Below are 26,974 nucleotides of genomic sequence, written 5' to 3' on the forward strand. Positions count from 1 at the left end.
TTTGGGGCGCGGCTGCACCGGTCGTTATACCGGGTCGTAGGTTCGTTCGACCTTCTGCGTGCCGTTGCGTGTGCGGTAGGAGCGGGACCAGGCGGCGGTTGCGTTCTGCTTTGTTTTGTCGGAGAGGACGTAGTAATCCATCTGCGCGCGGGCGGCGGTGATGTCCAGGACGCCGTAGCCGTGGCGGTCGGTGTCGACCCAGTGGACGTGTCGGTTGGCGGCGCGGATGATCGGGGAGGCGATCGCGGAGATCGTGCCCTCGGGTGCCTTGACGATGTCGTCCAGGTTGTCCGACGTGACCGAGGTGACCACGAACTCCGTGGCGGCCGAGGCGGACAGCGGGTAGGTCCCGGCGTTCACCGGCACATCGTTGGCCCACGCCATGTGGATGTCGCCGGTGAGGAAGACGGTGTTGCGTATCGCGTTGGACCGCAGATGGGCGAGGATTTCGCGGCGGTCGTCCGTGTAGCCGTCCCACTGGTCGGTGTTGAGGGCGAGGCCCTCCTGCGGCAGGCCCAGCAGCTTGGCGAGGGGCTTGAGGAGTTCCGCGGAGAGCGAGCCGATGGCGAACGGCGAGATCATCACCGAGTTGCCGACCAGCCGCCAGGTGGTGTCGGAGGACTTCAGGCCCGCCTTCAGCCAGTCGAGTTGGGCGCGGCCGGTGAGCGTGCGGTCGGGGTCGTCGACCTCGCCGTTGCCCACGGCGACCTGCTGCGAGCGGAAGGAGCGCAGGTCGAGCAGGGAGAGGTCGACGAGCTTGCCGAAGCGGAGTCGGCGGTAGGTGGTGCCGGCGATCGCCGGACGGACCGGCATCCACTCGAAGTACGCCTGCTTGGCGGCTGCTTGACGGGCGGCCCAGGTGCCCTCGGCGCCCTCGGTGTGGTTCTCGGCGCCGCCCGCCCAGCCGTCGTTGGCCATCTCGTGGTCGTCCCAGATCGCGACGACCGGAGCCGCCGCGTGCAGGGCCTGGAGGTCGGCGTCGGTCTTGTACTTCCCGTGCCGGGCGCGGTAGTCGGCGAGCGTGAGGATCTCGTGGGCGGGCTCGGTCTGCCGTACGACGGTGCCGCGTGTGCCGTACTCGCCGGTGCCGTACTCGTAGATGTAGTCGCCGAGGTGCAGCCAGGCGTCCAGGTCGCCGCGGGCGGCGAGATGGCGGTACGAGGCGAAGTAGCCGGCCTCCCAGTTGGCGCAGGAGACCACGCCGAAGCGGAGATTGGGGACGGCCGCGTCCGCCGCCGGCGCGGTGCGGGTGCGCGCCACCGGGGAGTCCGTGCCGCCCGCCGAGAAGCGGAACCAGTAGTCGGTCGCGGGCGCGAGGCCCCGGATGTCCGCCTTGACCGTGTGGTCGGAGGCGGCGGCCGCGGTCGTCGACCCTTTGGCGACGACGTTCATGAACGCCTTGTCGGTGGCGACGGTCCAGCTCACCTCGGTGTCCGGGCCGAGCCCGGAGCCGGGCACCGCCGCCGCGGTGGGCGTCACCCGGGTCCACAGCAGGACACCGTCGGGGAGCGGATCGCCGGAGGCGACACCGTGCAGGAACGCGGGGGCCTCGTCGGCGGCTCGCGCGGGGAGTGCGGCGGCGAGCGGGCCGCCCAGGACAGCAGTGGCCGCCGCGGCCTTGACGACCGTACGGCGGCGCGGTGCAAGCGGGTTGGGGCTCTGTGAAGTTCTGTATCGACTGGTCACGAGCGATCAGGTTACTGATCGGTATGAACGAGAGCGGGCGAACTCGTAAAAGTTCGCCCGCTCTTCGGCTGGGGGTCGATCAGGACCGTGAGCGTCAGGCCTTGAGGGCGCCGTCCACCAGCGAGGTGAAGTCGGCCACCGTCATAGGGGGGTTGCCGTCGGCCGTGGTGAGCATCTTGCCGTTCATGACGAAGCTCGGGGTGCCGGTCACCTTGTCCTTGTTGGTGTCGAAGGTCTTCGACATGGCCAGCGCCCACTCGTCGTACGTGCCGTTCTTCACGGCGTTCTGGAACTTGGTGTTGTTCTTCAGGGCGTCGACGCTGTCGCCGATCTCGATCAGATAGTCGTCGTTCTTGAACTTGTCGTCGCTCTCCTCCGGGTGCCACTTGGCGGAGTAGAGCGCCTTCTTGTAGTCGAGGAACGCCTCCGGGCTCACATTCAGCGCGGCACCCAGGGCGCTCATCGCGTTCTTGGAGCCCTCGCCCTGGCTGCCGATCTTGCCGTCGCCCAGGGAGTCGCCGTCGAGGAAGGTACCGCCGACGAACTGGATCTTGTACTTGCCGTCCTCGACGTCCTTCTCCACGGTCGAGCCGACCGTCTGCTCGAACTGGGCGCAGACCGGGCAGCGCGGGTCCTCGTACACCTTGAGGGTCTTCTTCGCGCTGCTCTTGCCGATTACGACGGTGGTGCCGTCGGTGCCCGTGGTGTTGGCCGGGGCGACGACCTTGTCGTCCTTCAGGGCCTCCCAGTGGCTGGGCTTGTTGCCCTGCACCACCGCGTAGCTGATGCCGCCGGCTATCGCGAGGACGCCGACGATCGAACCGGCCACGATGGCCTGGCGCTTGACCTTGGCGCGCCTGGCCTGCCGCTCGCGCTCCTGGCGCAGTCGCTCGCGGGCGGCGGTCTTCGCGGCCTTGCTGTTCCGCTTGCTCATGGGGTTCTCCAGTGGGACGCGCACCTGTTGTGCGCGGGATACGTATGGGGGGACTGCTGGTGCTCGGCTGTTCGCGTGAAGCCTGATGAGGCCTGGTGAGGCCTTATGAGGGTTTATGCGAAAGCGGCCGGGCACGGCGGTCCGCGGCGTCCCAGGGAGTGAACGAGGATCCGGTCGCGGATGACGGCCGGGCGGTGGGCGGAGCGCGGCAGGCGGCGGGGTGACGGGGCCGGGCGTACGGTCACCGCGGCGGCCGCGAGCAGCAGTGGCCGGAACGAGGTCGCCGCCACCGCGCTCAGCAGCTGGGCCAGGGCCCGCTCGCCGCGGCGCAGATAGGCGGCGGCGAGGAGGCCGATGCCGACATGTGCGCCCAGCAGCAGCCAGGCCGCCGTCGGGTCGGCGTGGGCGAGCAGGTCGGCGGCCCGCTCGGGGTCCGTTCCGGTGACCCGGGCCAGCGGGGTGCCGACACCGGTGCCGTCGCCGCACAGGACGTCGAAGCCGACGGAGCGCAGGGGGCCCGCGACCGGGCCGCCCGCGGCGCCGTAACAGACGTGCTGGCCGGTGGTGAAGACGGTGTCGGCGGCCAGCTCCAGCGGGATCAGCAGGGCGGCGATCCGCCCGAACCCGCGCTCACGGCCGGCCAGCGCGTAGGCGATGACGAACACGCCGACGGCGACCGCGGCCACCGTGTTCAGCGGCAGCGGGACCCGGGACAGCAGCACGTGCGACGCGGTGCTGAGTGTCACGACGAGTGCCGTGAACAGCGCCGCGCGTACGGCTCTGAGCTGGGTCCCGGATATGTCCATAGCGGAGGAGAGTCTGTCACGTCGGCCGGTAAGGGACCCCTAAAGGGTTCCTGTGAGTGGCCCTTCCGTCACAGACCCGGAATCCGGCCGTTGCGGAACAGGTCCAGGAAGATCTGGTGGTCGGCACGCGCGCGTGCGCCGTAGCTGTGCGCGAAGTCGACCAGCAGGTCCGCGAAGCCGGCGCCGTCGTCGGAGTCCGCCGCGATCGCCGCGTCGATGGCCCGCTCCGTGGAGAACGGCACCAGGGACTCGCCGGAGGTGTCGTCCGCCGCCGCGTGCATCGTCGCCGTCGCCCGGCCGAGGTCGGCGACGACCGCCGCGATCTCCTCCGGCTCGTCGATGTCGCCCCAGTCCAGGTCCACGGCGTACGGCGAGACCTCGGCGACCAGCTGACCGGAGCCGTCCAGCTCGGTCCAGCCCAGCCACGGGTCGGCGTGCGCCTGCAGGGCCCGCTGGGAGATCACCGTGCGGTGGCCCTCGTGCTGGAAGTAGTCGCGGATCGCCCGGTCGGTGATGTGCCGGGACACGGCCGGGGTCTGGGCCTGCTTGATGTAGATCACCACATCGTTCTCCAGGGCGTCGCTGTGGCCCTCCAGAAGGATGTTGTACGACGGCAGACCGGCCGATCCGATGCCGATGCCACGGCGGCCGACCACGTCCTTCACCCGGTACGAGTCCGGGCGGGCCAGCGAGGTCTCCGGCAGGGTCTCCAGGTAGCCGTCGAAGGCGGCGAGCACCTTGTAGCGCGTGGCCGCGTCCAGCTCGATGGAGCCGCCGCCCGCCGCGAAGCGGCGCTCGAAGTCACGGATCTCGGTCATCGAGTCGAGCAGGCTGAAGCGGGTCAGCGAGCGGGCGTCGCGCAGCGCGTCGAGCAGCGGGCCCTGGGCGGTGTCCAGGGTGAACGGCGGGACCTCGTCGCGCTTGGCGCCGGTGGCCAGCGCGTGCACCCGCTCGCGGTAGGCGGCCGCGTAGATCGTCACCAGCTCGGTGATCTGCTCGTCGCTGAGCGCCTTCGCGTACCCGATGAGGGCGATGGAGGCGGAGAAGCGCTTGAGGTCCCAGGTGAAGGGGCCGACGTATGCCTCGTCGAAGTCGTTGACGTTGAAGACCAGCCGGCCGTTCGAGTCCATGTACGTGCCGAAGTTCTCGGCGTGCAGGTCGCCGTGGATCCACACGCGCGAGGTGCGCTCGTCCAGGTACGGGCCGCTCAGTATCCGCCCCCCGCCCCGCCCGGCGTTCTCGGCGTCGAGGTCGTGGTAGAAGAGGCACGCCGTGCCCCGGTAGAACGCGAACGCCGAGGCCGCCATCTTGCGGAACTTCACGCGGAACGCGGCCGGGTCGGCGGCCAGGAGCTCGCCGAAGGCGGTGTCGAAGACGGTGAGGATCTCCTCGCCGCGTTGCTCGGCGCTGAGCTGCGGGACCGACATTGCCTGGTGCCTCCTGGTGCGAGGGTGGTGCGTGACAGGTGGGGCGGCTGTGACGTCCGAATGGACGGCGGCGTCCGTCCCCTTCCAACGCATGAAGGTACGTGGGAGTGCCCGCCCGCCCGTCACCCGACCACCATCCCCTCATCGAGGCGCTGCGCGCCACAGTGTTCATCTCAAATGTCAGTGCTCAGGCATAGACTTCGACGCTGTCCCCCCAGACTGTCCGCAGCCTGTCGCCGAGCGTTTTCCTTGGAGGTCACGCCGTGTCAAAGCCGCCGTTCACGCACCTGCACGTCCACACCCAGTACTCGCTGCTGGACGGTGCCGCGCGGCTCAAGGACATGTTCGACGCGTGCAACGAGATGGGCATGACCCATATCGCGATGTCCGACCACGGCAACCTGCACGGGGCGTACGACTTCTTCCATTCTGCGAAGAAGGCCGGAGTCACTCCGATCATCGGGATCGAGGCCTATGTCGCCCCCGAGTCCCGGCGCAACAAGCGCAAGATCCAGTGGGGCCAGCCGCACCAGAAGCGCGACGACGTCTCCGGTTCCGGTGGTTACACCCACAAGACGATCTGGGCGGCGAACTCCACCGGCCTGCACAACCTCTTCAAGCTCTCCTCCGACGCCTACGCCGAGGGCTGGCTGCAGAAGTGGCCGCGGATGGACAAGGAGACCATCTCCCAGTGGTCCGAGGGGCTCATCGCCTCCACCGGCTGCCCCTCCGGCGAACTGCAGACCCGGCTGCGCCTCGGCCAGTTCGACGAGGCCCTGAAGTCGGCCGCCGAGTACCAGGAGATCTTCGGCAAGGACCGCTACTTCCTGGAGCTGATGGACCACGGCATCGAGATCGAACGCCGGGTCCGCGACGGTCTGCTGGAGATCGGCAAGAAGCTCGGCATCCCGCCCCTGGTCACCAACGACTCGCACTACACGTACGCGCACGAGGCGACGGCGCACGACGCGCTGCTGTGCATCCAGACCGGCAAGAACCTCTCCGACCCGGACCGCTTCAAGTTCGACGGCACCGGCTACTACCTGAAGTCCACGGACGAGATGTACGCCATCGACTCCTCGGACGCCTGGCAGGAGGGCTGCGCCAACACCCTCCTGGTGGCCGAGCAGATCGACACCACCGGCATGTTCGAGGCCAAGAACCTCATGCCGAAATTTGACATCCCCGAGGGCTTCACCGAGGTCACCTGGTTCAAGGAGGAGGTCCGCCGCGGCATGGAGCGCCGCTTTCCGGGCGGCGTCCCCGAGGACCGGCAGAAGCAGGCCGAGTACGAGATGGACGTCATCATCCAGATGGGGTTCCCGGGCTACTTCCTCGTCGTCGCCGACTTCATCATGTGGGCCAAGAACCAGGGCATCGCGGTCGGTCCGGGCCGAGGCTCCGCGGCCGGCTCGATCGTCGCGTACGCCATGGGCATCACCGACCTCGACCCGATCCCGCACGGCCTGATCTTCGAGCGGTTCCTCAACCCCGAGCGCGTCTCCATGCCCGACGTCGACATCGACTTCGACGAGCGCAGGCGCGTCGAGGTGATCAGGTACGTGACGGAGAAATACGGCGCCGACAAGGTCGCCATGATCGGCACGTACGGCAAGATCAAGGCCAAGAACGCCATCAAGGACTCCGCGCGCGTGCTCGGCTACCCGTACGCCATGGGCGACCGGCTCACCAAGGCGATGCCCGCCGACGTCCTCGGCAAGGGCATCGACCTCAACGGCATCACGGACCCCTCGCACCCGCGCTACAGCGAGGCCGGCGAGATCCGCGCGATGTACGAGAACGAGCCGGACGTGAAGAAGGTCATCGACACCGCCAAGGGCGTCGAGGGCCTGGTCCGGCAGATGGGTGTGCACGCCGCCGGCGTCATCATGTCCAGCGAGCCCATCGTCGACCACGCGCCGGTCTGGGTCAGGCACACCGACGGCGTGACCATCACGCAGTGGGACTACCCGCAGTGCGAGTCGCTCGGCCTGCTGAAGATGGACTTCCTCGGCCTGCGCAACCTGACGATCATGGACGACGCCATCAAGATGGTGAAGGCCAACAAGGGCATCGACCTCGAGATGCTCTCCCTTTCGCTGGACGACCCCAAGACCTTCGAACTGCTCTGCCGCGGTGACACCCTCGGCGTCTTCCAGTTCGACGGCGGCCCGATGCGCTCGCTGCTCCGCCAGATGCAGCCCGACAACTTCGAGGACATCTCCGCCGTCTCGGCCCTCTACCGGCCGGGCCCGATGGGCATGAACTCGCACATCAACTACGCGGAGCGCAAGAACGGCCGCCAGGAGATCACACCGATCCACAAGGAGCTCGAAGAGCCCCTCGAGGAGGTCCTGGCGGTCACCTACGGCCTGATCGTCTACCAGGAGCAGGTGCAGAAGGCCGCTCAGATCATCGCCGGGTACTCGCTCGGCGAGGCCGACATCCTGCGCCGGGTGATGGGCAAGAAGAAGCCCGACGAGCTGGCGAAGAACTTCGTCCTCTTCCAGGAGGGCGCCCGCAAGAACGGCTACAGCGACGAGGCGATCCAGGCACTGTGGGACGTGCTGGTCCCCTTCGCCGGCTACGCCTTCAACAAGGCCCACTCCGCCGCGTACGGACTCGTCTCGTACTGGACGGCGTACCTGAAGGCGAACTACCCGGCCGAGTACATGGCCGCGCTGCTCACCTCCGTCAAGGACGACAAGGACAAGTCGGCCGTCTACCTCAACGAATGCCGGCGCATGGGCATCAAGGTGCTCCCGCCGAACGTCAACGAGTCGATGTCCAACTTCGCCGCCCAGGGCGACGACGTGATCCTCTTCGGCCTCTCGGCCGTCCGCAACGTCGGCACGAACGTGGTGGAGTCGATCATCCGCTCGCGCAAGGAGAAGGGAAAGTACGCCTCCTTCCCCGACTACCTCGACAAGGTCGAGGCCGTCGTCTGCAACAAGCGCACCACCGAATCGCTGATCAAGGCCGGCGCCTTCGACACCATGGGCCACACCCGCAAGGGGCTGACCGCCCAGTTCGAGCCGATGATCGACAACGTGGTGCAGGTCAAACGCAAGGAGGCCGAGGGCCAGTTCGACCTCTTCGGCGGCATGGGCGACGACAGCGCCGACGAACCCGGCTTCGGCATGGACGTCACCTTCACCGACGAGGAGTGGGACAAGGCCTACCTGCTCGCCCAGGAACGGGAGATGCTCGGCCTGTACGTCTCAGACCACCCGCTGTTCGGCCTGGAACACGTGCTGTCCGACAAGGCCGACGCGGGCATCGCCCAGCTCACCGGCGGCGACTTCGGCGACGGGGCGGTCGTCACCATCGGCGGCATCATCTCCGGCCTCCAGCGCAAGATGACCAAACAGGGCAACGCCTGGGCCATCGCCACCGTCGAGGACCTGGCCGGCTCCCTGGAGTGCATGTTCTTCCCCGCCACCTACCAGCTGGTGTCGACCCAACTCGTCGAGGACGCCGTGGTGTTCGTCAAGGGCCGCCTCGACAAGCGCGAGGACGTGCCCCGGCTCGTCGCGATGGAGCTCCAGGTCCCCGACCTGTCGAACGCGGGCACCAACGCCCCCGTGATCCTCACCATCCCGGCCACCCGGGTCACCCCGCCCATGGTCAGCCGCCTCGGGGAGATCCTCAGCCATCACAAGGGCGAGAGCGAGGTGCGGATCAAGCTCCAAGGGCCGCGGAAGACGACCGTACTGCGGCTGGACCGGCACCGGGTGAAGCCGGATCCAGCGCTCTTCGGCGACCTGAAGGTGCTGCTCGGGCCGTCCTGTCTGGCCGGCTGAGTCGCGGTATCGCGAGAGGGGCGCACCGTGCCGGGTGCGCCCCTCGTTCTGTGCCTGGGCCGCAACGGCCCGTTATGAAGATGTCAGTTGTGGCCGAAGCGCTTCTGCTTGCCCTTGCGCGCGATGTCGCCGGGAGTCGCGTGGGAGATGCGCTGCTCGGCCTGTGCCTCCATCGAGGACTGCTGGGCCTGCTGCTCCCCGCGCTCGGACTGCGGCTGCTTCCGGTCCTGTTTCTTGTTCTTGGCCATGGTGATCTGCCTCCTGTGGGGGATCTAGGGGCCAGGGCCGCGACCAGACTCACATAGGCTGGCAAGGAACGCATTTCGGATAATTACCGTCTGTGACAGCGCTTGTCGGGCAGGCGATGCCCCGAAACGCCACGCCGAAGATCGAGTTCCGCCCGTTAACCCTCGCGTGGTCGGGCAGACTCGAAGGAAGCCCGAAGCAAACCTCCCGGAAAGAGGGTGGATCGCGTGGACCGCTGCATCGTCCTGGTGGACGCCGGGTATCTGCTGGGGGCCGCCGCCTCTCTTCTCGCCGGAGAGCCCTCACGCTCCCGCATCACCGTCGACCACACCGCCCTCATCCATGGCCTGCGTGAACGCGCCGAGTCGGACACCGAACGGCCGCTGCTGCGTATCTACTGGTTCGACGGCGCCCCCGACCGCGTCCCGCAGCCCGAGCACCGCAGGCTGCGCGTGATGCCCCGGGTCACCGTCCGGCTCGGCGCCCTGACCCGCAGCGACGGACGCTGGGCCCAGAAGGGCGTCGACGCGGCGATGCACGCGGAGCTGACCGAACTGGCCCGCAACCGCGCCTGCTCCGACATCGTCCTGGTCACCGGCGACGGCGATCTGCTGCCGGGCATGATGGCCGCGAAGGAGCACGGGGTCGCCGTACACCTGTGGGCCGTGCAGGCTGCCGACGGCGACTACAACCAGTCCGAGGATCTGGTCGCCGAGGCGGACGAGCGGCGCGTGCTCGACCGCACGTGGATCACCAAGGCGGTACGGGCCAAGGACCTCGGCGGGATCTGCGCGCCGCCGCCGGTGCCGCGGCCCGAGATCGCCGCGATCCTCTCCGCGCCGCTGCCGGAGTCCGCGCTCTCCTCGGCCGAGCGGGCCGCCGAGGAGCGGGAGCACCCGCCCGCGGCCACCGTCTCCGAGAACGGCACGCAGGAGCGGGTGCCCGCGCCCAAGGGCGGCGTGCCCACCCCCAAGGACCTGGCCGCGCTGCGCGCCCCCGGCGGCACCCAGGCCGACAAGCACCCCGCGAGCGCGACGCTGCGGTGGTCCTCCGACAAGGGTTGGGTCGACCGGCCCGGTGTCGCTGCCGAGCCGCCCGAGGTCGCCTCCATGCCGACGCTGGCGCAGCTGACCTCGGCGGAGCAGCGGTGGGCGGACCGGGAGGAGGACATCACCACGGTCGGCGGGGATCCGTTCGAGGTGGGGCAGGTGTTCGCCCGGCGGTGGATGGGGCGGCTGGGGGACCAGGGCCATCTGCAGAAGCTGTCGGGGATGTATCCGCGGATTCCGCACCGCATCGACGGGGAACTGCTGCGGTACGCCGCCCGGTTCGGGCTTCTCGCCCACAAGGACGACCAGATCGACGAGCACGACCGGTATGCGATCCGGGCCGGGTTCTGGCGCGAGATCGATGTGCGGACGGCCGCGGAACACGCTCCCGCGGGGGAGTGAAACGGCACATACGCCGCCCCCAAGGGGGAGCGGAGGCTCCCGACCCCGTACTCTCGTCCCTTGTGAGTATGCGCGCGGGACAGGCACTTCGGCACGGTCGGGATGTCGTGTGCGCGGTGCGCGGGCTCACGAAGACCTATCCCGCGGTGCGGGGTCGGCGCGGGGTTCCGGCGACGCCCGAGGTCAGGGCCACGGACGATGTACGGCTGGACATCCGGCGGGGTGAGATCTTCGGGCTGCTCGGACCGAACGGCGCCGGGAAGACCACCCTCGTACGGCAGCTGACCGGGCTGATGCGGCCGGACCGCGGCAGCGTGGAGATCCTCGGGCACGACATCGTGCGGCATCCGGAGCGGGCCGCACGGATCCTCGCCTACCTCGGCCAGGAGTCCACCGCCCTCGACGACCTCACCGTGTCGCTCGCCGCCGAGACCACCGGACGGCTGCGCGGACTCGAGGTGAAGCGGGCGCGGGCCGAGCGGGACGACGTACTCGACGAGCTGGGCCTCACGCCGCTCGCCGGGCGCCCGATCAGGAAGCTGTCCGGCGGGCAGCGGCGGCTGGCCTGTTTCGCCTCGGCGCTGGTGGGGGAGCGGTCGCTGCTGGTCCTCGACGAGCCGACCACCGGCATGGACCCGGTGGCGCGGCGGGCCGTGTGGTCCGCCGTCGACCGGCGCCGGGCTGAACGCGGCACCACCGTGGTGCTGGTCACCCACAACGTCATCGAGGCCGAGACCGTCCTCGACCGGGTCGCCGTCCTCGACCAGGGACGCGTGATCGCCTGCGACAGCCCGGCCGGGCTCAAGGAGCAGGTCGCTGGGGAGGTCCGGGTCGAGCTGGTGTGGCGGGACCGGGCGCCGCTGGAGGTTCCCGAGGTCGCCGCGCTGCGGGAGCGGGCCGTCGAGTCGGGCCGGCGCTGGACGCTGCGGCTCGCGCCCGAGGAGGCCCGGGTGGCCGTCGCCACGGTCACCGGCGGGGCCGCGTTCACCGCCCTGGACGACTTCACGCTCGCCACGCCGAGCCTGGAGGACGTGTACCTGGCGCTGGGCGGCGATGCGCAGGGGCTGGTGAAGGCATGAGCGCGCGGATCGTCGTATCCGTATCCGTAGGGGACAGGGGGACTGCCTCAGTGGGCCGTACGAAGGGGAGCACTTCGACGTGAGTGTCGTATCCGCCGATGTCCTGCAGGGCGGGGCCCTGGGCGTGGAGGAGGCCGCCGACGGCGCGGTCGCCCTCGGGCCGCGGGCGCGGCTGTGGCCGTCCCTCGCCGCCGTGTACCGGGCGCAGCTGTCCCGGGCGCGGGTCGCGCGGATACCGCTGCTGTTCGTGGCGACGTTCCAGTCGGTCGGGATCATGATCCTGATGCGCGGGGTCGTGGACGGCGGGGGCGAGGCGCGGGCCGTGGTGGCCGGGTCGTCGGTGCTCGTCGTGGCCTTCGTCGCGCTGAACCTGCTCGCCCAGTACTTCGGGCAGCTGCGGGCCAGCGGCGGGCTCGACCACTACGCGACGCTGCCGGTGCCACCGGCGGCGGTGGTGCTGGGCGCGGCGGGCGCGTACGCCTCGTTCACCGTGCCGGGGACCGTCGTGACGGCGGTGTTCGGGTGCGCGTTGTTCGGGCTGCCGCTGTCGCATCTGTGGGTGCTGGCCGCGGTGATCCCGCTCGCCGGTGCCGCGCTCGCCGGGCTCGGGGCTGCCCTCGGGCTGCTCGCGCCGCGGCCGGAACTGGCCACGCTGCTCGGCCAGTTGGGCATGTCGGCGGCGCTGCTGCTGGGTGTGCTGCCCGCGGAACGCATGCCGGAGGGGGTGCGGTTCCTGCGGGACCTGCTGCCGTCGACCTACGGCGTGGAAGCCTTCGCGCGTACGTTCGGGCCGAGCCCGGACTGGGCGTTCGTGCTCGGTGACCTCGCCGTCTGCGGGGTCGTGGGCGTGGTGTCGCTGGCCGTCGCGACCTGGGCGTATCGCCGGGCCGCCGTCCGGTGACACACCGCACGGGCGGGCCTGGCACGATGGCAGGGTGACCGCACCGCTGACTCCTCCTCCGCCGCCGCATGAACAGCCGTCCCACGGTGGGTGGCCGCCGTCGCCTGCCGGGCAGGCGTACGGGGCTCCCGCGTCGCATGATGTCGGGTACGGACAGGACGGGCCCGGGATGAAGACCGAAGTGCGGGAAGCCGCGGTGATCGCGGTCGTGGTGGCGCTCGGCGGACTGCTGCTGGGCGTGGTGTGGGCCTGGCTGGCGCCGCGCGTGCCGCTGGTGGGGGACGTCGTCGACAAGAACTGGATCGTCTACCTCAAGGACACCGAGGGGGAGCAGGCGGTGGGGGTGGACGGAACGTTCACTCTGCTGGCCGTCGCCTTCGGGGTCGTGAGCGCCTTCGTCGTGTTCCTCGTGCGGCGGCGGGGCGGGGTGCCGCTGGTGGTGGGGCTGGCCGTCGGAGGGCTGCTCGGGTCGCTGCTGGCCTGGCGGGTGGGGATCTGGCTCGGGCCGGCCGAGGACGTCGTCGCTCACGCCAAGGACGTGGGCAAGGGAGTCACGTTCTCGGCACCGCTGAAGTTGGGGGCGAAGGGTGCGTTGCTGGCGTGGCCGCTGGCGGGGCTGGTGGTGCACCTGGGGCTGACGGCGTTGTTCGGGCCGCGGGATCCGGAGCCGTATCAGCAGCCTGCTGGGGTGCCGCCTGTGTAGGGGCAGGTCCGCTGTGGTTGCGGCGGGGGTTGTTTCGCCCCCGCCGCCCCTACCCGTCCCATCCCTGGGGGCTGCGCCCCCAGACCCCCGCATCGGCCTGAACGGCCTCGTCCTCAAACGCCGGACGGGCTGAGATGCGCGGACCGGCGTCGAGGGGTGAGGCGTCCCCGGTGGGTGGGTGGGTGGGGGTTGGGGATGGCTGTGCCCGTCCTCAATCGCCGGGCGGGCTGAAGTGCGCGGACCGGCGTCGAGGGGTGAGGCGCCCCCGGTGGGTGGGTGGGGGTTTGGGATGGCTGTGCTCGTCCTCAATTGCCGGACGGGCTGAAATGCACGGACCGGCGTCGAGAAGTGGCCGAGGCCGGCTTACCCCTGCACGCCGGACGGGCTGGTTGTGGTGGAGGTGGCCTCACCCCTGCATGCCGGATGGGCTTGGGTCAGGATGGGCGTCGGCCATGGTTCGCTCGGCCCTTTTTCACGCGCCATTTGCGTTTTCTGGTTTTCTTCGACATGTCCCCTTTGCTTAACCGAGGAAGGGGACGGCGTCGAGAGGTCAGGTGCGGGCGATCGGGGCGAGGGTGGCGTTCGTGAGGTCGGTCAGGTTCTTCGGGGACAGCTCGACCTCCAGGCCGCGGCGGCCCGCCGAGACGCAGATGGTGTCGAAGGCGGTTGCCGAGGCGTCCAGGACCGTGCGGAGCTTCTTGCGCTGGCCCAACGGGGAGATACCGCCCCGGACATAGCCCGTCGTGCGCTCCGCCAGGGCCGGGTCCGCCATCGTCGCCTTCTTGCCGCCCACCGCCGTCGCCAAGGCCTTGAGGTCCAGCGAGCCGGACACCGGGACGATGCCGACGACCAGTGAACCGTCGACGTCCGCGACCAACGTCTTGAAGACCCGCTCCGGGGAGACACCCATCGCCTCGGCTGCCTCCTCGCCGTAGGAGGGGTGCGCGGGGTCGTGGTCGTAGGCGTGGACCGTGAAGTCCGCGCCCGCCGCCGTCAACGCCACCGTCGCCGGTGTGCCGCCCGGCTGTTGCTGCTTCTTCGACTTCTTCGCCATCCGGCCTGTTCCAGGTTCAGTTGAGGTTCGTCGCGCCGCGCGTCAGGTCCGACGCCGGCAATGACGGCAGGTTACGGATGATGGCCGTCTCGGAGCGAAGGAGTTTCAGTTCGTCGCGCAGCCGGGACGCGGTGTCCGGCGCCTGGAGCAGACGCTGCTTCGTCGGGGTGTCCAGCATCATCGCGGCGGCCACGAGATACGAGACCACGGCCGGCTCGTCCGGCAGCTCCCCGTTCGTCGTCAGCGACCGCTCCCGGGCGCCCGCCAGCCGCTTCTGGTACTGCCGGAACGCCCGCAGCACCCCCTCGGCCAGCGCCCCCGCCTCGTCGCCGCGCTCCTCCGTCAGTTCCTCCAGCTCGGCCGTCAGGAAGGGACCGGACGTGTCGACCGACAGCAGCCGCACCCGGGTCGTCCCCGTCGCCAGTACCTCGAACGTGCCGTCGGGCCGCTCCCGGATGGTCGCCGCGTCGGCCACACAGCCCACGCCGTGGAACGCCTTGACGGGGTCGGCGCCGAAGCCGGCGGCGGGCCCGCGCTCGGGCAGGGCCGTCGGGTCCGGCATGCCGGGCGCGCTGGCGGCCACCTCGTGGCCGTCGCGGATCGCCACGACGCCGAAACGGCGCGGTTCGTCCTCGGGGGACTTGAGCAGTTCGCGCATCATGGCGCGATAACGCTCCTCGAAGACGTTCAACGGGAGCACGAGTCCCGGGAACAGCACCGAGTTCAGGGGGAAGAGCGGAAGCCGGACGGTGGTCACGGCGCAAAAGCCTAGTGGTCGCGGGAGAACGCGCGTGCGCACCGACCACCTGGTGGGCAGCTGCCGCACGTCCTTCATCCCCCTTCACCCCCGTCGCAGCAGCCGCGTCGCCCCCGCCGCCACCGTCGTCGCAAGGATCCAGCCGACCACGATCATCGCCGCGGCCAGCCACTGCCAGCCGCCGCCCAGCCGCCAGAAACCCACCTGACCGAGGTCGATGACCGGCAGGAGCAGGTCGAGCGCGAAGAGGGCCGGGTTCCACGGCGGATGCTCACCGGACTTGATCGGCGGATGGTCGGCGTGCGTGAAGGCCACCGAGCTCGCCGCCCACAGCAGCGCCATCCAGACCGCCGCCCGGCCGGGCCGGTAGCCGTAGGCCACGGTCCAGTCCTGCGCATACCCCCACAGCTTGGCCGCCGCCGGCAGCGTCTCGCGCCGCCGGCGCTGCTTGGCCAGCAGCACCTCGCGGGCGTCCTCGTCCTCGCCCCCGGCCCGCAGCACGGTGGCCAGCCGCTCGTACGGCTCCGGGTTGTACTCGGCGGTCGCGGCGGCCACCCACTCCAGCCGCTCGGCGAGCGGGAACGGGCCGCGCGGCACGAGGTTCTCGTAGGCGAAGCCGCCCATGTGCAGCCGCCCGGGGCCCGGCCAGCTGTCCCTCCGGTCCATCAGGTTGACGATCTTCGCCCCCGAGAGCACGACACGCCCGCGCGCCGGCCGCTCGCCGAGGAAGCGCAACTCCGGTGTCTGCACCCGCCGCAGCGACAGCTCCTGCTCGTCGGTGAAGGTGAACCGGGCCCGCTCGAAGTCGACGGAGTCCCCGAACCGCCCGTCGTCCAGCCGCACCCCGCCCTCGCACTCGACCCGCTGGACCCGCGTCCCGCGCGCGGGTGTGCCCCCGCTCAGCAGCACGCTGCCGACACCGGCGGGCGTGAGATACAGCGTCCGCCCCACGGTCAGCTGAGGCGCGTTCAACGCGAACCGGGTGTACGGGTTGGCCAGCCGGGCGCCCCGCAGACTCAGCGACACGCCGACGTTGGCCCCGCGCAGCCGCAGCTCGCCGTGCGATTCGAGCAGCTCGGCCTGGAGGTCCTGGCCGATGGTCATGCCGTCCCCGGAGATGGAGCGCCCGCTGCGGTCCCGGTAGACGATGGCCTGGTTGATCAGCAGATCCGTGCCGATCTGCGCGTCGGTCAGCCGTACCCCGTTGTGGAAGCGGCAGCGCGGCAGATGCAGATCGCCCTCCGTGTGCACCCGGGCCGCCTCCAGCCGCGGCACCGAGCAGTCCACCAGCCGTACGGTGGTGAAGTGGGCCTCCGGCAGCAGGACCTCCCGCTCGAAACGGCAGCCGCGCAGCTCGACGTAGGGCGTGACCGTGCCGCCGGCGAGGTCCAGGGTGCCGCTGATCTGCACGCCGGTGAGCTTCAGCGACGACACGCGGCCCGCGAGGGCGGGCGGGCCGTCCAGCAGCAGCCAGCACACGATCCGCGCCCGCACCGTCCGCTCCGGTCCCCACGGGCGCCCGCCGTGCGGATCGTCGACGATCGGGTCGCCGCTGCTCAGGTCGTACACGCTGCCGTTGCGGAAGGCCTGCCACATGCCGGCCTCGGCGGCGGTCAGATCGTCAGGCAGCTCCCCGGCGCGGAGGCCGGCCCCCTCGGTCACGGTGGTTCCTTCCTCCTGTTACTCATAGGTTTCGTACAACCGTTCATGCCCGCTGAGTGACGCCCCGAACACCAACGGTGAAGAGGATCTTCCGTGTCGTGTATCAGCCATTGATACACGCGAACGACGCCCGACTCCGGTCTGCGAGAATTGAGCCCGTGATCTCCCGAATCGATCTGCGCGGCGACGCCCTCCCGGAGGGTCCCGCCCTGCGCGACCTGCTGCCCCGAGCCGACTTCGACGTTGCGGCCGCCCTCGAGAAGGTGCGTCCGATCTGCGAGGCCGTGCATCATCGGGGCGACGCGGCGCTGATCGACTTCGCCGAGAAGTTCGACGGGGTGCGTCTGGATTCCGTACGGGTCCCGGCCGAGGCACTCGACAAGGCACTCGAAGAGCTCGACCCGGCCGTGCGCGCCGCCCTGGAGGAGTCCATCCGGCGCGCCCGTCTCGTCCACCGCGAGCAGCGCCGTACAACGCACACGACCCAGGTCGTGCCCGGTGGCTCGGTCACCGAGAAGTGGGTGCCGGTCGAGCGGGTCGGGCTCTACGCGCCCGGCGGCCGGTCGGTCTACCCGTCCTCCGTGATCATGAACGTCGTGCCCGCGCAGGAGGCCGGCGTCGGGTCGATCGCGCTCGCTTCCCCGGCGCAGGCCGAGTTCGGGGGCCTGCCGCACCCGACGATCCTCGCCGCCTGCGCGTTGCTCGGCGTCGACGAGGTGTACGCGGCCGGTGGCGCCACGGCCGTCGCGATGTTCGCGTACGGCACCGAGTCCTGCCCGCCCGCCAACATGGTCACCGGCCCCGGCAACATCTGGGTCGCCGCCGCCAAGCGCTACTTCACCGGCAAGATCGGCATCGACGCCGAGGCGGGCCCGACCGAGATCGCGGTCCTGGCCGACGCCACCGCCGACCCGGCGCATGTCGCCTCCGACCTGATCAGCCAGGCCGAGCACGACCCGCTGGCCGCGGCCGTCCTGGTGACCGACTCCGTGGAGCTGGCCGACGCGGTGGAGAAGGAGCTGGAGCCGCAGGTCGCGGCAACAAAGCACATCGAGGACCGGATCGTCCCGGCGCTGAAGGGGCGGCAGTCCGCGATCGTGCTCGTCGACGGCGTCGACGAGGGGCTGCGGGTGGTGGACGCGTACGGTGCCGAGCACCTGGAGATCCAGACGGCCGAGGCTGCCGCGGTCGCGGACCGGGTGAAGAACGCCGGCGCCATCTTCATCGGCCCCTGGGCGCCGGTCTCGCTCGGCGACTACGCCGCCGGGTCCAACCACGTCCTGCCCACCGGTGGTTGCGCCTGCCACTCCTCGGGCCTGTCGGTCCAGTCCTTCCTGCGCGGCATCCACATCGTCGACTACACGCGGGACGCGCTGGCCGACGTGGCGCGGCACGTGGTGACGCTGGCGGAGGCGGAGGACCTGCCGGCGCACGGTGCGGCGATCAAGGCGAGGTTCGGCTGGAAGGTACCCGAGGACAAGTGACTGGCATCGACGATCTCCCCGTACGGGACGAGTTGCGCGGCAAGTCCCCTTATGGCGCGCCCCAGTTGGACGTCCCCGTACGGCTGAACACCAACGAGAACCCGTACCCCCTGCCCGAGCCCCTGGTCGAACGGATCGCCGAGCGCGTCCGCGAGGCGGCCCGGAACCTCAACCGCTACCCGGACCGGGACGCGGTCGAACTGCGTACCCAGCTGGCCAGGTACCTGACCGACACGTCCGGTCACGAGGTCGGCCCGGCGAACGTCTGGGCGGCCAACGGCTCCAACGAGGTCATCCAGCAGCTGCTGCAGACCTTCGGCGGACCTGGCCGTACGGCGATCGGCTTCGAGCCGTCGTACTCGATGCACGCGCTCATCGCGCGCGGCACCGGGACGGGCTGGATCTCGGGTCCCCGCGACGACGACTTCACGATCGATGTCGCCGCCGCCGAGAAGGCGATCGCCGAGAACCGGCCGGACGTCGTCTTCATCACCACCCCCAACAACCCCACGGGCAACGCGGTTCCGCCCGAGACGGTCCTCGCGCTGTACGAGGCCGCGCAGGCGGCGAAGCCGTCAATGGTCGTCGTAGACGAGGCGTACATCGAGTTCAGCCACGGCGACTCGCTGCTGCCGCTGCTCGAAGGCCGGCCGTATCTCGTCGTGTCGCGGACGATGTCGAAGGCGTTCGGCGCGGCCGGACTCCGCCTCGGCTACCTCGCCGCGCACCCGGCCGTCGTCGACGCCGTCCAGCTCGTACGGCTGCCCTACCACCTCTCGGCGATCACCCAGGCGACCGCGCTCGCGGCCCTGGAGCACACCGACACACTGCTGAAGTACGTCGAGCAGCTGAAGGCCGAGCGGGACCGGCTGGTGAGCGAGTTGCGGGCGGCCGGCTACGAAGTCGTCGAGTCCGATGCGAACTTCGTGCAGTTCGGCCGGTTCGAGGACTCTCACACGGCCTGGCAGCGGATCCTCGACCAGGGCGTCCTGGTCCGCGACAACGGCATCGCGGGGTGGCTGCGGGTCAGCGCCGGAACCCCACAGGAGAACGACGCGTTCCTCGACGCGGTCCGTGAACTCAAGAAGGAGCAGAGCTGATGAGCCGCGTAGGACGCGTGGAGCGCGTCACCAAGGAGACGTCGGTGGTCGTCGAGATCGATCTCGACGGCAGCGGCAAGGTCGATGTGTCGACCGGCGTCGGCTTCTACGACCACATGCTCGACCAGCTCGGCCGGCACGGTCTGTTCGACCTGACCGTGAAGACCGAGGGCGACCTGCACATCGACTCGCACCACACCATCGAGGACACCGCCCTCGCGCTGGGCGCCGCCTTCAAGCAGGCGCTCGGCGACAAGGTGGGGATTTATCGATTCGGGAACTGCACAGTGCCCCTTGACGAGTCCCTCGCCCAGGTCACCGTCGACCTGTCCGGCCGCCCCTACCTCGTGCACACCGAGCCCGAGAAGATGGCGCCGATGATCGGCGAGTACGACACCACGATGACCCGGCACATCCTGGAGTCCTTCGTCGCCCAGGCCCAGATCGCGCTGCACGTGCACGTGCCGTACGGGCGCAACGCGCACCACATCGTGGAGTGCCAGTTCAAGGCGCTGGCCCGGGCGCTGCGGTACGCCAGCGAGCGGGACCCGCGCGCGGCCGGCATCCTCCCCTCGACGAAGGGCGCGCTGTGAACGGCACCTCCACGGTTCTGCTCGTCGTCGGTCTTTTCCTTCTCGGCGGCATCTACTCCTTCGCCAAGCAGGAGATGCCGAAGAGCCTCATCGTGCTGCTCTCGATCGGCGCCGGGATGTGTCTCGTCGCCGGTGTCCTGAGGCTGGAGGTGTGGAATTGAGTGCGCCCAAGCAGGTCGTGGTCTTCGACTACGGCTTCGGCAATGTGAGGTCGGCCGAGCGTGCCCTCGCGCGCGTGGGCGCCGACGTCGAGATCACCCGTGACTACGACAAGGCCATGAACGCCGACGGGCTCCTCGTGCCCGGCGTCGGGGCCTTCGCCGCCTGCATGAAGGGGCTGACCGAGGCCCGCGGCGACTGGATCGTCGACCGTCGCCTGGCCGGCGGCCGTCCCGTCATGGGCATCTGCGTCGGCATGCAGATCCTGTTCGCGCGCGGCATCGAGCACGGCGTCGAGACCGGCGGCCTCGACGAGTGGCCCGGCTCGGTCGAGCCGCTGCAGGCCGACATCGTGCCCCACATGGGCTGGAACACCGTGGACGTGGCGCCCGGCTCCGAGCTGTTCGCCGGTCTGGACGCGGACGCGCGCTTCTACTTCGTGCACTCGTACGCCGTCCACGACTGGAACCTCGAGGTCCACAACCCGACGCTGACGGCCCCCAAGGTGACCTGGTCGACGCACGGCAAGCCCTTCGTGGCCGCCGTGGAGAACGGCGCCCTGTGGGCGACGCAGTTCCACCCCGAGAAGTCCGGCGACGCCGGAGCCCAGCTCCTCACCAACTGGATCGGAACACTGTGAGCAAGCTCGAACTCCTCCCCGCCGTCGACGTCCGCGACGGCCAGGCCGTCCGCCTCGTGCATGGAGAGTCCGGGACCGAGACGTCGTACGGCTCCCCCCTGGAGGCGGCCCTCGCCTGGCAGCGGGCGGGCGCCGAGTGGCTGCACCTGGTCGACCTGGACGCCGCGTTCGGCACCGGCGACAACCGCGCGCTGATCGCCGAGGTGACCAAGGCGATGGACATCAAGGTCGAGCTGTCCGGCGGCATCCGGGACGACGCCTCGCTGGCGGCGGCCCTGGCCACCGGCTGCACCCGGGTGAATCTGGGGACGGCCGCCCTGGAGACGCCGGAGTGGGTCGCGAAGGTCATCGCCGAGCACGGCGACAAGATCGCGGTGGGTCTGGACGTACGGGGCACCACGCTCCGCGGGCGCGGCTGGACCCGCGACGGCGGCGACCTCTACGAGACGCTGGAGCGCCTCAACAAGGAGGGCTGCGCGCGGTACGTGGTCACCGACATCGCGAAGGACGGCACGCTGCAGGGCCCCAACCTGGAGCTGCTGAAGAACGTCTGCGCGGCGACCGACCGCCCGGTCGTGGCCTCCGGCGGCGTGTCCTCGCTGGACGACCTGCGGGCCATCGCCGAGCTCGTCCCGCTGGGCGTGGAGGGCTCGATCGTAGGGAAGGCCCTGTACGCGAAGGCGTTCACCTTGGAAGAGGCCTTGGAGGCGGTAGCCCAGTGAGCGACCTACGGCGTGTCACGACCGGTGCGCCCTGGGAGGAGACCTTCGGCTACTCCCGCGCGGTGGAGCTGCCGAACGGCTTGGTGCTGGTGTCCGGTTGCACGTCCATAGTGGACGGTGAGATCGCCGGCGGCGGTCCGTACGAGCAGACGGTCAACGCCTTCGAGGTCGCGTTCGCGGCGCTGGCGGAGCTGGGTCTCGGCCGGGACGACGTCGTACGCACGCGTATGTACATCACCCACGCCCGGGACGTGGACGACATCGGACGTGCTCACAAGGAGCTGTTCGACTCCGTCCGGCCCGCCGCATCCATGATCATCGTCTCCGGCTTCGTGGACCCCAGCCTGGTCGTCGAGGTCGAGGTGGAGGCGTTCCGAGGAGCATCCGCATGACCCTGGCCGTACGAGTCATCCCCTGCCTGGACGTGGACAACGGCCGGGTCGTCAAGGGCGTCAACTTCCAGAACCTGCGCGACGCGGGCGACCCCGTCGAGATGGCCAAGGTGTACGACGCCGAGGGCGCCGACGAACTGACCTTCCTGGACATCACCGCGTCCTCCGGCAACCGCGAGACGACGTACGACGTGGTGCGCCGCACCGCCGAGCAGGTGTTCATCCCGCTCACGGTCGGCGGCGGCGTCCGCACGGCCGAGGACGTGGACAAGCTGCTGCGGGCGGGCGCGGACAAGGTGGGCGTCAACACGGCGGCCATCGCCCGTCCCGACCTGATCCGCGAGATCGCGGAGCGGTTCGGCCGGCAGGTGCTGGTCCTGTCGGTGGACGCGCGCCGCACTCCCGAAGGCACCTTCGAGGTCACGACCCACGGCGGCCGCAAGGGCACCGGCATCGACGCGATCGAGTGGGCGCACCGGGCCGCCGAGCTGGGCGCGGGCGAGATCCTGCTCAACTCGATGGACGCGGACGGCACGAAGGACGGCTACGACATCGAGATGATCGAGGCCGTCCGCAAGCACGTGACCGTCCCCCTCATCGCCTCCGGCGGCGCGGGCCGGCTCGCCCACTTCCCGCCGGCCATCGCCGCGGGCGCGGACGCGGTCCTCGCGGCATCGGTCTTCCACTTCGGCGACCTGCGGATCGGCGAGGTGAAGGAGACGTTGCGGGAGGCGGGACACCCCGTCCGCTAGCGGGAGCTGAGCCCCGGTCGGTTTCGGCCGGGGCTTTTTCATGCGGAGATGGGAAAGAGAAGTTGCGCAAAATATATTGTGCAACTTTTATTTCCCATCTAGCGTGAGTGGCATGACGGATCGGGAGAGGCGCATCAAGGACGTGGGCACCCTCAAGGCGCTCGCGCATCCGCTACGGGCCCAGCTGTACCGGTGCCTGATCATCGCGCGTTCGGCGACCGCGTCCCAGCTCGCCGACCAGGTCGACGAGGCCGTCTCGCTGGTCAGCTACCACCTGCGCAAACTCGCCGAACACGGGCTCATCGAGGAGTCCGAGGCGCAGGGCGCGGACGGTCGGGAGCGCTGGTGGCAGCCCGCTTCCGAAGGGGTGTCCATCCACGACGAGGACTTCAGGGACGCCCCGGAGAAGGCCGCCGCGCACACAGCGGCGAGCCGCCTCTTCTTCGAGCAGCGCGCCGACATGTACCGCCGCTACCTCGACGAACGGGCCCACTGGAGTGACGCGTGGACGACGGCGTCCGACTCCTCCGAGTGGCTGCTCAGGCTCACCCCCGACGAACTCTCGGCGATGTCCAAGGAGATGTACGCCCTGGTCCGCCGGTACGAGGAGCGCGGCCGGGCCGCCGTTGCCGCGGGCGACACCGAGGGCCGCGAGAACGTCGCGGTGCACACGTACGGCTTCCCTTTCCGCACCTGAGAGCCCGGTACCTGAGAGTCCGTATCCGAGAGGACGGTCCGCCGTGACCAGCACGCTCGTGCCCGGGGCCGGCCTGAAGGAGAGACCGGCCCACCGCGACCCCAACGTCCTGCGATGGCTGGGCGCGTACGTCTCGTCCGCGGTCGGCGACAACGTCTACTTCATCGCCCTGTCCTGGGCCGCCGTCCAGTCCGGCACCCCCGCCCAGGCCGGACTGGTCACCGCGGCCAGTGCGCTGCCGCGTGCCCTGCTGATGCTCGGCGGGGGAGTGGTGGCCGACCGCTATGGGCCGCGCCGTACCGTGCTCGTCAGCACCGCCGCGCGCGCCGCTCTCGTGCTGACCGCGGCCGTCCTGCTCCTCGCCACCAGCCCGGGGCTGTGGGTGCTGGGTGCGGTCGCCGTGCTCTTCGGTGTCGTCGACGCCGTGTTCCTGCCTGCCGCCGGCGCCCTGCCCGCACGGATCACCGGACGCGGCCAGCTCGCCCGCGTCCAGGGCATGCGCGGCCTCGCGACCCGGCTCGCGAACGTCCTCGGCGGACCGCTCGGCGGCCTCGGTGTCGCCGTCGGCGGTACGGCGGGCGCGTTCGGGCTGGCCGCGCTGCTCGTCGGGGTGTCCCTGCCGCTGCTGCTGGCGGTCCGGGTCGGCAGGCTGCCGCCGGACGACGCGTCGCCCCGGGGCGCGGTCCTGGCGGAGCTGCGGGACGGGCTGCGCCACATCCGGCGGGACGCGGTGCTGCGCCCGCTGGTGATCGCCGCGGCCCTCACCGACCTCGGCTTCGTCGGCCCGATGAACCTCGGCCTGACCCTCCTCGCGCAGGAGCGCGGCTGGGGCTCGTCCGGCATGGGCTGGGTACTGGCCGGCTTCGGGACCGGCGCGGGCGCGGCCTCGTTCCTGCTGACCTGGCGCGGCCGGGTGCCCAGGGCCGGAGCCGTGGCCGCGGTGACGAGCCTCCTCGGGGCCGTGGCGATCGGGGCGCTGGCGCAGGTGACGTCTGTGCCCGGGGCGGTCGGGGTGGCCCTGCTCATCGGCCTGTCGGCCGGTCTGTCCGGCGCCCTGTGCGGGGCGCTGGTCCAGGCGGCGGCGGGCCCGGCCTACGTCGGCCGGGTCACCGCCGCCTCCACGCTCGTCGGCTTCGGCGTCGCGCCGCTCACCTTCCCGGTGGTCGGCTGGGCGGCCGAGCTGTGGGGCACCGGACCGGTCTTCGTGGTGGGCGCCGTGGTCAGCGCCCTGGGTGGTGTCATCGCCCTCTGCGCGGGCTCCCTGCGCCGCGCAGAGCTCCCCAAGTGACCCTCAGATCCCCAGCTGCTTCGTCTCGTGCAGCTTGGTGATCGCGTCCTCCTCGCCCTCCAGCTCCACCTTGGCGGCGTTCTGCCGGCCGTACGCGAAGAGCAGCAGTTCCGACGGCTCGCCGGTCACCGTGACGACCGGGGTGCCGCGGTGGGCGACCGCTGTCTGGCCGTCGGGGCGGCGCAGGACGAGGCCGGTCGGGACGCCGCGGCCCATCAGGCGGGCGGAGCGCTCCAGGCGGGACCAGAGGGCGTCCTGGAAGACGGGGTCGAGCTCGCGGGGAGTCCAGTCGGGCTGGGCGCGGCGTACGTCCTCGGTGTGGACGTAGTACTCGATCGTGTTGGACATCTCGTCGAGCTGCTTGAGCGCGAACGGCGAGAAGCGCGGCGGGCCGGTACGGATCAGCTGGATCAGCTCCTCGTACGGCTTGGCGGTGAACTCCGCCATCACCCGCTCCAGGCGCGGCGCCAGCTGCTTGATGAGGATGCCGCCGGCGGCATCGGGGCGACGCTCGCGCACCACCACGTGCGCGGCGAGATCACGGGTCCGCCAGCCCTCGCAGAGGGTGGGGGCGTCGGGGCCCTCGGCCTCCAGGAGGTCGGCCAGGAGAAGTCGTTCACGCTTGGCGAAAGTCGACATGCAGTCAGCGTACGACCACGCACCGGGTCCGCCCAATGGACAGCACCTGTACGGTCCGGGTACTGGACACTCCATCAGCACTGTCAGTGCCGCGCGGCACAATGGTCGGCATGACCAGCACGCCCCGGCAGTCCAGCCGCCTCGACCCGGAGATCGCCGCGCGGCTCAAGCGCAGCGCCGACGGACTCCTGCCCGCCATCGCCCAGCAGTACGACACCGGTGAGGTGCTGATGCTCGGCTGGATGGACGACGAGGCGCTGCATCGGACGCTCACCACCGGCCGCTGCACCTACTGGTCGCGCAGCCGCCAGGAGTACTGGGTCAAGGGCGACACCTCCGGCCACTTCCAGCACGTCAAGTCCGTCGCCCTCGACTGCGACGCCGACACCGTGCTGGTCAGGGTCGACCAGGTCGGCGCCGCCTGCCACACCGGCGCCCGCACCTGCTTCGACGCCGACGTCCTGCTCAAGGACGGCGCCGACTCCGGCCCGTCCGCCCCGCATCAGTAAGGTCAGCCGCCATGGACCTCGAGACGTTCCGCAAGCTGGCCACCGACCGGCGAGTCATCCCCGTCACCCGCAAGCTCCTCGCGGACGGCGACACCCCGGTCGCGCTCTACCGCAAGCTCGCCGCCGAGCGCCCCGGCACCTTCCTGCTGGAGTCCGCGGAGAACGGCCGCTCCTGGTCCCGCTACTCCTTCGTCGGCGTGCGTTCCGCGGCGACGCTCACCGAGCGGGACGGCCAGGCCCACTGGCTCGGCACCCCACCCGTCGGCGTCCCCACGGCCGGCGACCCCCTCGCCGCCCTGCGCGCCACCATCGAGGCCCTGCACACCCCGCACCAGGAGGGCATGCCGCCCTTCACCGGCGGCATGGTCGGCTACCTCGGCTACGACATCGTGCGCCGCCTGGAGAAGATCGGCCCCGGCGAGCGGGACGACCTCAAGCTGCCCGAGCTGACCATGCTCCTCACCAGCGACCTCGCCGTCATGGACCACTGGGAGGGCTCCGTCCTGCTGATCGCCAACGCGATCAACCACAACGACCTCGACACCGGCGTCGACGAGGCCCACGCCGACGCGGTCGCCCGCCTCGACGCCATGGAGGCCGACCTCACGCGCGCGGTCGCCCAGCCGCCCGCCGTGCTCCCGCCCTCCGAACTCCCCGAGTACACGGCACTCTGGGGCGGCCCCGACTTCCAGGACGCCGTCGAGGACATCAAGGAGCGCATCCGGGCCGGCGAGGCCTTCCAGGTGGTTCCCTCCCAGCGCTTCGAAACGCCGTGCACGGCAAGCGCGTTGGACGTCTACCGGGTACTGCGGGCGACCAACCCCTCCCCGTACATGTACCTGTTCCGCTTCGAGGGCTTCGACGTCGTCGGCTCGTCCCCCGAAGCGCTCGTCAAGGTCGAGGACGGGCGGGCCATGGTCCACCCCATCGCCGGCACCCGGTGGCGCGGTGCCACCCCGCAGGAGGACCAGGCCCTCGCCGACGAGCTGCTCGCCGACCCCAAGGAGCGCGCCGAGCACCTGATGCTCGTCGACCTCGGGCGCAACGACCTCGGGCGGGTCTGCGAACCCGGCTCGGTCGAGGTCGTGGACTTCATGTCCATCGAGCGCTACTCGCACGTGATGCACATCGTCTCGACGGTCACCGGCCGGGTCGCCGCGGGCCGCACCGCCTTCGACGTCCTCACCGCCTGCTTCCCGGCCGGCACCCTCTCCGGCGCCCCCAAGCCCCGCGCGATGCAGATCATCGACGAACTCGAGCCGTCCCGGCGGGGGTTGTACGGCGGCTGCGTCGGCTACCTCGACTTCGCCGGCGACTCCGACACCGCCATCGCCATCCGTACGGCACTCCTGCGCGACGGCACCGCCTACGTCCAGGCCGGCGCGGGCATCGTCGCCGACTCCGACCCGGTCGCCGAGGACACCGAGTGCCGCAACAAGGCGGCGGCGGTGCTGCGCGCGGTGCACACGGCGAACCGGCTCGGAAAGTAG

General features: G+C 70.5%; 26 protein-coding genes. 17 read left to right on the plus strand and 9 right to left on the minus strand.

Annotated features, from left to right (window positions below):
• Nucleotides 1–24 precede the first annotated feature (24 nt).
• The 4 genes from OG828_RS36175 to OG828_RS36190 all read right to left on the minus strand — a co-directional run bounded on the left by OG828_RS36175 (nucleotide 25) and on the right by OG828_RS36190 (nucleotide 4,853).
• Complete coding sequence (locus OG828_RS36175; protein ID WP_328503542.1) at nucleotides 25–1,686, minus strand: alkaline phosphatase D family protein; 1,662 nt, start codon at nucleotides 1,684–1,686, stop codon at nucleotides 25–27.
• A 94-nt stretch (nucleotides 1,687–1,780) separates the two neighbouring features.
• Nucleotides 1,781–2,620: a thioredoxin domain-containing protein gene (locus tag OG828_RS36180; RefSeq protein WP_328441132.1), complete on the minus strand. Its 840-nt coding sequence runs from the start codon at nucleotides 2,618–2,620 to the stop codon at nucleotides 1,781–1,783.
• Between the two features lie 113 nt (nucleotides 2,621–2,733).
• The gene (locus OG828_RS36185; protein ID WP_328441133.1) at nucleotides 2,734–3,426 is read right to left on the minus strand and encodes a hypothetical protein; all 693 of its coding nucleotides are present in this window, start codon (nucleotides 3,424–3,426) and stop codon (nucleotides 2,734–2,736) included.
• A 68-nt stretch (nucleotides 3,427–3,494) separates the two neighbouring features.
• The gene (locus OG828_RS36190) at nucleotides 3,495–4,853 is read right to left on the minus strand and encodes a DUF2252 domain-containing protein (RefSeq protein ID WP_328366317.1); all 1,359 of its coding nucleotides are present in this window, start codon (nucleotides 4,851–4,853) and stop codon (nucleotides 3,495–3,497) included.
• Between the two features lie 263 nt (nucleotides 4,854–5,116).
• Here OG828_RS36190 and dnaE point away from each other — a divergent pair, with 263 nt between their 5' ends.
• The gene (gene dnaE / locus OG828_RS36195; RefSeq protein ID WP_328366320.1) at nucleotides 5,117–8,656 is read left to right on the plus strand and encodes a DNA polymerase III subunit alpha; all 3,540 of its coding nucleotides are present in this window, start codon (nucleotides 5,117–5,119) and stop codon (nucleotides 8,654–8,656) included.
• Between the two features lie 83 nt (nucleotides 8,657–8,739).
• On the opposite strand, the gene OG828_RS36200 is transcribed toward dnaE, so the two are convergent.
• Complete coding sequence (locus tag OG828_RS36200) at nucleotides 8,740–8,904, minus strand: hypothetical protein (RefSeq protein WP_328503543.1); 165 nt, start codon at nucleotides 8,902–8,904, stop codon at nucleotides 8,740–8,742.
• Between the two features lie 225 nt (nucleotides 8,905–9,129).
• Between OG828_RS36200 and OG828_RS36205 the strand changes: the two genes are divergently transcribed.
• From OG828_RS36205 to OG828_RS36220, 4 genes are all read left to right on the plus strand, one after another.
• Nucleotides 9,130–10,353 carry an NYN domain-containing protein gene (locus OG828_RS36205; protein WP_328366324.1) on the plus strand — a complete coding sequence of 408 codons (1,224 nt, stop codon included), beginning with the start codon at nucleotides 9,130–9,132 and terminating at the stop codon, nucleotides 10,351–10,353.
• 107 nt (nucleotides 10,354–10,460) lie between these two features.
• Nucleotides 10,461–11,432 carry an ABC transporter ATP-binding protein gene (locus OG828_RS36210; protein ID WP_328372481.1) on the plus strand — a complete coding sequence of 324 codons (972 nt, stop codon included), beginning with the start codon at nucleotides 10,461–10,463 and terminating at the stop codon, nucleotides 11,430–11,432.
• Nucleotides 11,433–11,511: 79 nt separating this feature from the next.
• Nucleotides 11,512–12,333: an ABC transporter permease gene (locus tag OG828_RS36215; protein ID WP_328441134.1), complete on the plus strand. Its 822-nt coding sequence runs from the start codon at nucleotides 11,512–11,514 to the stop codon at nucleotides 12,331–12,333.
• Between the two features lie 34 nt (nucleotides 12,334–12,367).
• Nucleotides 12,368–13,036, plus strand: coding sequence for an AAA family ATPase (locus OG828_RS36220; RefSeq protein ID WP_328441135.1), 669 nt, complete (start codon nucleotides 12,368–12,370; stop codon nucleotides 13,034–13,036).
• A gap of 550 nt (nucleotides 13,037–13,586) precedes the next feature.
• Here OG828_RS36220 and ybaK read toward each other — a convergent pair.
• The 3 genes from ybaK to OG828_RS36235 all read right to left on the minus strand — a co-directional run bounded on the left by ybaK (nucleotide 13,587) and on the right by OG828_RS36235 (nucleotide 16,509).
• The gene (ybaK, locus tag OG828_RS36225) at nucleotides 13,587–14,090 is read right to left on the minus strand and encodes a Cys-tRNA(Pro) deacylase (RefSeq protein WP_328503544.1); all 504 of its coding nucleotides are present in this window, start codon (nucleotides 14,088–14,090) and stop codon (nucleotides 13,587–13,589) included.
• A 16-nt stretch (nucleotides 14,091–14,106) separates the two neighbouring features.
• Complete coding sequence (locus tag OG828_RS36230) at nucleotides 14,107–14,847, minus strand: LON peptidase substrate-binding domain-containing protein (protein ID WP_328366333.1); 741 nt, start codon at nucleotides 14,845–14,847, stop codon at nucleotides 14,107–14,109.
• Nucleotides 14,848–14,931: 84 nt separating this feature from the next.
• Nucleotides 14,932–16,509, minus strand: coding sequence for an oxidoreductase (locus tag OG828_RS36235; RefSeq protein WP_328503545.1), 1,578 nt, complete (start codon nucleotides 16,507–16,509; stop codon nucleotides 14,932–14,934).
• Between the two features lie 158 nt (nucleotides 16,510–16,667).
• Here OG828_RS36235 and hisD point away from each other — a divergent pair, with 158 nt between their 5' ends.
• The 10 genes from hisD (at nucleotide 16,668) to OG828_RS36285 (ending at nucleotide 24,336) form a co-directional block, all read left to right on the plus strand.
• Nucleotides 16,668–17,993, plus strand: coding sequence for a histidinol dehydrogenase (gene hisD / locus OG828_RS36240; protein ID WP_328503546.1), 1,326 nt, complete (start codon nucleotides 16,668–16,670; stop codon nucleotides 17,991–17,993).
• Nucleotides 17,990–19,093: a histidinol-phosphate transaminase gene (locus OG828_RS36245; RefSeq protein WP_328503547.1), complete on the plus strand. Its 1,104-nt coding sequence runs from the start codon at nucleotides 17,990–17,992 to the stop codon at nucleotides 19,091–19,093. The genes hisD and OG828_RS36245 overlap by 4 nt, the downstream gene beginning before the upstream one ends.
• Nucleotides 19,093–19,686 carry an imidazoleglycerol-phosphate dehydratase HisB gene (gene hisB, locus OG828_RS36250; RefSeq protein WP_328366344.1) on the plus strand — a complete coding sequence of 198 codons (594 nt, stop codon included), beginning with the start codon at nucleotides 19,093–19,095 and terminating at the stop codon, nucleotides 19,684–19,686. The genes OG828_RS36245 and hisB overlap by 1 nt, the downstream gene beginning before the upstream one ends.
• Nucleotides 19,683–19,847 (plus strand): hypothetical protein, encoded by a 165-nt coding sequence (locus OG828_RS36255; RefSeq protein WP_328366347.1) that lies wholly within the window; start codon nucleotides 19,683–19,685, stop codon nucleotides 19,845–19,847. Before hisB ends, OG828_RS36255 begins: the two co-directional genes overlap by 4 nt.
• On the plus strand, nucleotides 19,844–20,485 hold the full coding sequence (hisH, locus tag OG828_RS36260) for an imidazole glycerol phosphate synthase subunit HisH (RefSeq protein WP_301979193.1): 642 nt from the start codon (nucleotides 19,844–19,846) through the stop codon (nucleotides 20,483–20,485). Before OG828_RS36255 ends, hisH begins: the two co-directional genes overlap by 4 nt.
• Nucleotides 20,482–21,207, plus strand: coding sequence for a bifunctional 1-(5-phosphoribosyl)-5-((5-phosphoribosylamino)methylideneamino)imidazole-4-carboxamide isomerase/phosphoribosylanthranilate isomerase PriA (gene priA / locus OG828_RS36265; protein ID WP_328366355.1), 726 nt, complete (start codon nucleotides 20,482–20,484; stop codon nucleotides 21,205–21,207). Before hisH ends, priA begins: the two co-directional genes overlap by 4 nt.
• Complete coding sequence (locus OG828_RS36270) at nucleotides 21,204–21,599, plus strand: RidA family protein (protein WP_328366357.1); 396 nt, start codon at nucleotides 21,204–21,206, stop codon at nucleotides 21,597–21,599. The genes priA and OG828_RS36270 overlap by 4 nt, the downstream gene beginning before the upstream one ends.
• Complete coding sequence (hisF, locus tag OG828_RS36275) at nucleotides 21,596–22,351, plus strand: imidazole glycerol phosphate synthase subunit HisF (RefSeq protein WP_328503548.1); 756 nt, start codon at nucleotides 21,596–21,598, stop codon at nucleotides 22,349–22,351. Before OG828_RS36270 ends, hisF begins: the two co-directional genes overlap by 4 nt.
• A gap of 112 nt (nucleotides 22,352–22,463) precedes the next feature.
• Nucleotides 22,464–23,048: an ArsR/SmtB family transcription factor gene (locus tag OG828_RS36280; protein ID WP_328503549.1), complete on the plus strand. Its 585-nt coding sequence runs from the start codon at nucleotides 22,464–22,466 to the stop codon at nucleotides 23,046–23,048.
• Between the two features lie 43 nt (nucleotides 23,049–23,091).
• Complete coding sequence (locus OG828_RS36285) at nucleotides 23,092–24,336, plus strand: MFS transporter (protein WP_328503550.1); 1,245 nt, start codon at nucleotides 23,092–23,094, stop codon at nucleotides 24,334–24,336.
• A 3-nt stretch (nucleotides 24,337–24,339) separates the two neighbouring features.
• On the opposite strand, the gene OG828_RS36290 is transcribed toward OG828_RS36285, so the two are convergent.
• On the minus strand, nucleotides 24,340–24,975 hold the full coding sequence (locus OG828_RS36290) for a TIGR03085 family metal-binding protein (protein WP_210576087.1): 636 nt from the start codon (nucleotides 24,973–24,975) through the stop codon (nucleotides 24,340–24,342).
• A 110-nt stretch (nucleotides 24,976–25,085) separates the two neighbouring features.
• Here OG828_RS36290 and hisI point away from each other — a divergent pair, with 110 nt between their 5' ends.
• Both hisI and OG828_RS36300 read left to right on the plus strand, forming a co-directional pair.
• The gene (hisI, locus tag OG828_RS36295; protein WP_328366368.1) at nucleotides 25,086–25,484 is read left to right on the plus strand and encodes a phosphoribosyl-AMP cyclohydrolase; all 399 of its coding nucleotides are present in this window, start codon (nucleotides 25,086–25,088) and stop codon (nucleotides 25,482–25,484) included.
• An 11-nt stretch (nucleotides 25,485–25,495) separates the two neighbouring features.
• Nucleotides 25,496–26,974: an anthranilate synthase component I gene (locus OG828_RS36300; RefSeq protein WP_328503551.1), complete on the plus strand. Its 1,479-nt coding sequence runs from the start codon at nucleotides 25,496–25,498 to the stop codon at nucleotides 26,972–26,974.

This window comes from Streptomyces sp. NBC_00457, from assembly GCF_036014015.1.
GTDB lineage: Bacteria > Actinomycetota > Actinomycetes > Streptomycetales > Streptomycetaceae > Streptomyces.